This is a genomic window from Lunatimonas salinarum (assembly GCF_017811155.1).
GTDB lineage: Bacteria > Bacteroidota > Bacteroidia > Cytophagales > Cyclobacteriaceae > Lunatimonas > Lunatimonas salinarum.
Window position 1 is genome coordinate 87,326 of the sequence record NZ_JACVCV010000018.1, and the last position, 6,087, is coordinate 93,412.

6 protein-coding genes are annotated in these 6,087 nt (G+C 48.6%); 5 read left to right on the forward strand and 1 reads right to left on the reverse strand.

The genetic code is table 11. From position 1 onward, the window contains the following. Positions 1-21 precede the first annotated feature (21 nt). Positions 22-684 carry a Tll0287-like domain-containing protein gene (locus IAQ59_RS18435; protein ID WP_209332316.1) on the reverse strand — a complete coding sequence of 221 codons (663 nt, stop codon included), beginning with the start codon at positions 682-684 and terminating at the stop codon, positions 22-24. Between the two features lie 280 nt (positions 685-964). On the opposite strand from IAQ59_RS18435, the gene prfA reads away from it, so the two are divergent. The 5 genes from prfA (at position 965) to IAQ59_RS18460 (ending at position 5,801) form a co-directional block, all read left to right on the forward strand. Next, a complete protein-coding gene (prfA, locus tag IAQ59_RS18440; protein ID WP_209332317.1) occupies positions 965-2,041 on the forward strand; it encodes a peptide chain release factor 1 in 1,077 nt (358 codons plus the stop codon). A 78-nt stretch (positions 2,042-2,119) separates the two neighbouring features. Beyond that, the gene (locus IAQ59_RS18445) at positions 2,120-3,757 is read left to right on the forward strand and encodes an ABC-F family ATP-binding cassette domain-containing protein (RefSeq protein WP_209332318.1); all 1,638 of its coding nucleotides are present in this window, start codon (positions 2,120-2,122) and stop codon (positions 3,755-3,757) included. A 106-nt stretch (positions 3,758-3,863) separates the two neighbouring features. Then, positions 3,864-4,319 (forward strand): DinB family protein, encoded by a 456-nt coding sequence (locus tag IAQ59_RS18450; protein WP_209332319.1) that lies wholly within the window; start codon positions 3,864-3,866, stop codon positions 4,317-4,319. A 139-nt stretch (positions 4,320-4,458) separates the two neighbouring features. After that, on the forward strand, positions 4,459-5,169 hold the full coding sequence (locus IAQ59_RS18455) for a hypothetical protein (RefSeq protein WP_209332320.1): 711 nt from the start codon (positions 4,459-4,461) through the stop codon (positions 5,167-5,169). Positions 5,170-5,468: 299 nt separating this feature from the next. Further along, the gene (locus tag IAQ59_RS18460) at positions 5,469-5,801 is read left to right on the forward strand and encodes a hypothetical protein (RefSeq protein ID WP_209332321.1); all 333 of its coding nucleotides are present in this window, start codon (positions 5,469-5,471) and stop codon (positions 5,799-5,801) included. Positions 5,802-6,087 lie beyond the last annotated feature (286 nt).

Consider the following 6,087-nt stretch of genomic DNA (forward strand, 5'->3'; position numbering starts at 1 on the left):
CAATACCAGGATGATTTTCGATTACATATTTCTAATGGCTTCCTTCCGCGGGATGGCAATGCTCCACATGCCCCTAAGCTCTCCTGCCTTGTAGCCGGTGGCTTTGTCTCCGGGATATTTTTCATTGATTTTGGCAAGCGTAGCCGCTTCAATCTCCGTATTTGGATCACCGTGGCATTGAAGGCATAAGCCACCGGGGATTACGATAGCCTTCGTATAGAGAAGCACTTCTCCATCCTCCAGTTTTTGGATGTTCGGCTGGTTTGCCTCGCCCTGCTCCGTATTGTAGGCATAGGCTTCCAACAGACTTTTCTCCATTTCAGAAGGCGCATTGGCGGGGTTTCGGTTTTTCAGCGATACTCGTTTGACGACTACTTGGTGTTTATCGGCCACTTTTTGGGTGATCGGTAGGGCCTCGGCGTGGCAGAATTCGACCGCACCGGCAGCTCCATTTTCGGCAATGGCTTTCTGTAGGGTTTCGATCAATGCCGTTTGCGCCTCTCCACTGATTTGATCCCCCCATTTCATCGTAAATTCGAGCAGCTCTGCCTCGTTGACCTTTTTGATCTCGGTGGCTTTTTGAATTTCTTTAAAGGTCTCCCGGTCTACGGATTTTTCTGATCCGCAGGCAATTAACACAAACAGGGATGGGACAATCAGCAGGAATCGATAAATCTTCTTCATGACTTTCAATATTTAGTGGTCTCAAAGGTCGCGTGGGTTTTCCGTTGAATGGATTCGGTGCCTACACGGCCTGTCGCTCCTTAACAGCGCCTCGGCGTGCGAATGATAGGAACCGTAGCATGGCTTTCCGATAAGTCACCCTTCGCTACCCGAAAATAACAAAATTCCGACGGTATTGATTGCATTGCGGCTACAAATACCCACAGGCATTACAATACTCTCAAAAAAGAAACACCCAATCCACATTATTTCTTAATTTTGCCCTCCAAATAATTCCATTATGCTTGACAAATTAGAAGCTATCAACGAAAGGTTTGAAGAAGTGGGCCAGCTGATTATCCAACCGGATGCGATGTCCGATATGGGTAAGTATACCAAGCTCACCAAAGAATACAAAGACCTGGAAAAGGTGGTGGAGGTTTATAAAGCGTATAAATTGGTACTGGAAAACCTACAGAGTACCAAGGCGATCCTCGACAAGGAAAAAGATCCTGACTTTCGGGAGATGGCCAAGCAGGAGCTCGATGAGTTGAAGGAACAGCAGGAAAGCATGGAGTCAAACCTACGGGCCATGTTGATACCCAAAGATCCGAATGACAGCAAAGACTGTATTTTGGAAATACGCTCGGGTACGGGCGGTGACGAAGCGGCCATTTTTGCAGGGGACCTATTCCGAATGTATGAGCGGTTCTGCGAAAAACAGGGATGGAACCTTACCGTGTTGGACTTGACATTTGGCACGGCGGGCGGTTACAAAGAGATCATCAGTACCGTGTCGGGCGCCGATGTGTACGGCATGTTAAAATACGAATCCGGGGTTCACCGGGTGCAGCGGGTGCCAGCTACCGAAACCCAGGGTCGGGTGCATACTTCTGCCGCGACTGTGGCTGTGTTACCGGAGATGGAAGAGGTGGACGTGCAACTGGACATGAATGATATCCGGAAAGACACGTACTGTTCTTCGGGGCCGGGCGGCCAATCGGTGAATACCACTTATTCTGCGGTTCGTCTAACCCACACCCCCACTGGCATTGTCGTGACGTGTCAGGATCAAAAATCCCAGATCAAAAACTTTGAAAAGGCACTCAAAGTACTTCGAAGCCGTATCTACGAAATCGAACTGGCCAAACACAACGAAGCGGTGGGTGCCCAACGAAAATCCATGGTGGGAAGCGGAGACCGTTCGGACAAGATCAGAACCTATAATTATCCCCAAAGCCGGGTCACCGACCACCGCATCAATAAGACGGTATACAACCTGCCGGATGTGATGGAAGGAAACATCGAGGAGTTTATTCAAGCGCTCCGCTTCGCGGAAAATGCCGAGAAAATGAAATCCGGTGGAATCGATGACTAAATCAGTCGGAATCATCCTGTCGCGTTCTTGCCTCATCGACCTCTTCATTCAGCCGACCAAGCCCTTAACATACTAAGCATGATTTCAGTTGACAACATTTCCGTTTTGCATGGTGGCAAGTCTCTTTTCAGCGACATTTCCTTTTCCATCAACGAAAACGACAAAATAGCCCTAATGGGTAAAAACGGCGCCGGAAAATCGACCATGTTGAAGATTATCGCCGGGATTTCCAAGCCGTCCAAAGGAGGGATTTCCGCCCCCAAAGACGCAGTAATCGCCTACCTCCCCCAGCATCTCCTAACCACAGACGAATGTTCGGTGGCCGAAGAAACAGCCAAGGCATTTGCCTCCTACCTAGGTATGCAACGGGAAATCGAGCAACTAAACGAAGAACTGAGCACGCGAACGGACTACGATTCCGACGATTACTACAAGATCATCGAAAAAGTATCCGAACTGAGCGAGAAATTCTATGCCATCGAAGAGGTAAATTACGAAGCGGAAGTAGAAAAGGTACTGTTGGGCCTGGGCTTTAGCCGTTCCGACCTGACCCGGCCTACCTTGGAGTTCTCCGGAGGCTGGCGTATGCGCATCGAGCTGGCAAAGATCCTGCTGCAAAAGCCTGACCTAATCCTTTTGGATGAACCGACCAATCACTTGGATATTGAATCCATTCAGTGGCTGGAGGAGTTTCTCACGGAGAAAGCGAAAGCGGTGGTGGTTATTTCCCACGACCGGGCATTTGTGGACAACGTTACCAACCGCACCATCGAGGTGACCATGGGCCGAATCTACGACTATAAGGCAAAATACAGCCACTACTTGGAGTTGAGGAAAGAGCGCCGAGAGCAGCAGCAAAAGCAATACGAGGAGCAGCAAAAGATGATTGCCGATACGCAACAGTTTATTGACCGGTTCAAAGGCACCTACTCCAAAACACTGCAAGTGCAGTCTCGGGTCAAGATGCTGGAAAAGCTGGACATCGTCGAGGTGGATGAAGTGGACAATTCCGCACTGAAGCTGCGTTTTCCGCCTTCTCCCCGCTCGGGCAAATATCCGGTGATCGTGGAGGACCTATCCAAATCCTACGGCGATCATGTGGTGTTTAAGGATGCCTCCATGATTATAGAGCGCGGACAGAAGATTGCCTTTGTGGGTAAAAATGGAGAGGGAAAGTCAACCATGGTGAAAGCCATCATGGGAGAGATAGACTTTGACGGCAAGTGCGAACTGGCCCAAAACACGCAAATTGGCTACTTTGCCCAAAACCAAGCCTCGCTGCTGGATGAGAGCCTTTCGATATTTGATACCATCGATCAAATAGCGGTGGGTGAGATACGGACAAAAATCAAAGACCTACTCGGGGCCTTTATGTTTGGTGGGGAGGAATCTGCCAAAAAGGTAAAGGTACTTTCCGGAGGAGAAAGGACCCGATTGGCCATGATGAAGCTGTTGCTGGAGCCCGTTAACCTGCTGATTCTGGATGAGCCGACGAACCATTTGGACATGAAGACCAAAGACATCATCAAAGATGCCCTAAAAGCGTTTGATGGAACCTTGATTGTCGTTTCGCATGACCGGGACTTCTTGGATGGGCTGGTGACCAAGGTGTTTGAATTTGGGAATAAGCGGGTAAGGGAGCACTTTGAGGACATCAACGGGTTCCTGCGAACGAAGAAATTGGAAAACCTCCGTGAGGTGGAGCGAAAACAATAACCACAAACCTGCGTTTAAGCTACATTGATACCGTGCAACTTTTCGCTCCTAACTGGCCGCTTGGAGTGAAAACCGAAGGATATAACGTGAATCAACTACCTAATAGATGGAAGAGATCGTAAAGAACTGGGAGAGGGCGAAAGCCTATACCAAAGAGTACCTGGATACCATGCCCGAGGCTAGCTATTCGTTGAAACCTACCCCGCAGATCCGCTCATTTGCGGATCAAATGCTACACTTGGCTGATGGGAATTTTTCCTTTGCTGCCTTAGCTGCGGACGTAACTTGCCCGGTGGGGTTCGGAGAATGTGAGCAGAGCAAGGACAAATCCAAGGCAACGGTTACCAAGTGGGTGCTGGACAGTTACGATTTTGTGATCGAGCAGCTCAGAAACATGGAAGATGCTGACCTGGCCGAGATTACCACCCTGTTTGGCAGATACAAGATGAGTCGAAGGGCTGTGTTTGACACCCTTTACGAGCATCAGACACACCACAGAGGGCAAACAACTGTCTACCTCCGGCTGGCTGGGGTTGTACCGCCGGGACAGAAGCTTTTTTAGGTCTATTTATCGAGAGCTGGTTTTCCAATGCAAAAATATCCGAACGGAATACCAAAAAATAAAAAAAACCTTACAATCAGTCAGTACGTTCATTAATTTATATTTATACTGGTAAAGTGCCAGACGCAACTGATTGTATATGAAATATCTACCAACCGCCATTTTTGCAGTCATCACGCTAGTAGTCATAGGTTCTTGCTTGGATCAAAATGAGAACGAAGTCGTGGTGTCCTGTGAACCTAGCACAGCCGAATACGGTGGGTTTATCCTCAAATTTTATGGTGATAACCCCACGCAGTCGTCCTTTCGAAACCCTAGTAGGCAGGAAACGGTTTGCTGGGAGGATATGTATCCCATTGAGATTAGTGGATCTGGTGTCGGAAACTGTGGATTGGGTTATGAAGACGTTGAAAATCCCGTAATGGGAACGGCCATATCCTTGGTAGAATATGATCCGAATGCCGAGGAATTCACCTATGCCAAAAGGTACTTGGAGGTCAGGGCTGTTTTTGCCTGTGAGGATTTCAGTACACGGGCATCTTTTTTCAACCTCTTTGTCCCTGCTGCCTATGGCTTTGCGGATGAGTTTGATGATTTCGGTAATTTCGTCATTGAGTATCTGGAGGATGGTGTTCGGTATTCCAGTTTGGGAGTGAGTAATGCCTTATTTGATGTAACCCTTTCGGACATTGAAACAAGTTCCGATCAGGATGCAGATTACATCCGGGCCACGGTAAGATTCAGTGCTTTGCTGAGAGCTGAAAACGGTGACTACCTGCTGGTGGAGAATGCGGAAGTCAGCGGCCGATTTTTCAGGATGTCTCCTTTTGGTGCTGAATGGGAAGATTGATGTAACTTTGAATGAAGCATTGACCAAGCCTCTAAAAATAAATGCGGGACCGAGCCCCCACATTTGTTGGAGTGATCCCCTTTGCCTATTTTTTGCGCCCATGGCGTGAACCCATTTCTCCCGGAAAAACTGGAGCAGATCTATTGAAGATAACAATCCAACACCCCTGCAGAAGTTAGAAGACTTTGCTACTGGCTTTTTGATTCCTTCCCGTAACGAGGGAGACAAATCCATCTCTATTTTCCTTTGCGTCCTGGCGCCTTTGCGTGAACCTCTTTTTCCCGGAACGACTGACGGGCATGTTGAAGATCTCAGGGCTAACGCCCCTGGGTGGCTGTTGGGAATATGCGGATTCTACCAAGATGACAGGGCTACGCCACTTTGGGTTGGTCGAAGACTTTGCTACTGGCTTTTTGATTCCTTCCCGTAACGAGGGAGACAAATTCAACTTTATTTTCCTTTGCGTCTTTGCGCCTTTGCGTGAACCTCTTTTTCCCGGAACGACTGACGGGCATGTTAAAGATCTCCCGGCTAACGCCCCTGGATGGTTGTTGGGAATATGCGGATTCTACCAAGATGACAGGGCTACGTCCCTTTGGGTTGGTCGAAGACTTTGCTACAGGTATTTTTGATTCCTTCCCGCAATGAGGGAGACGATCTCATCCCTTCTTTTTCCTTTGCGTCTTTGCGCCTCTGCGTGAACCTCTTTTTCCCGGAACGACTGACGGGCATGTTGAAGATCTCAGGGCTAACGCCCCTGGGTGGCTGTTGGGAATATGCGGATTCTACCAAGATGACAGGGCTACGCCACTTTGGGTTGGTCGAAGACTTTGCTACAGGTATTTTTGATTCCTTCCCGTAACGAGGGAGACGATCTCATCCCTTCTTTTTCCTTTGCGTCTTTGCGCCTCTGCGTGA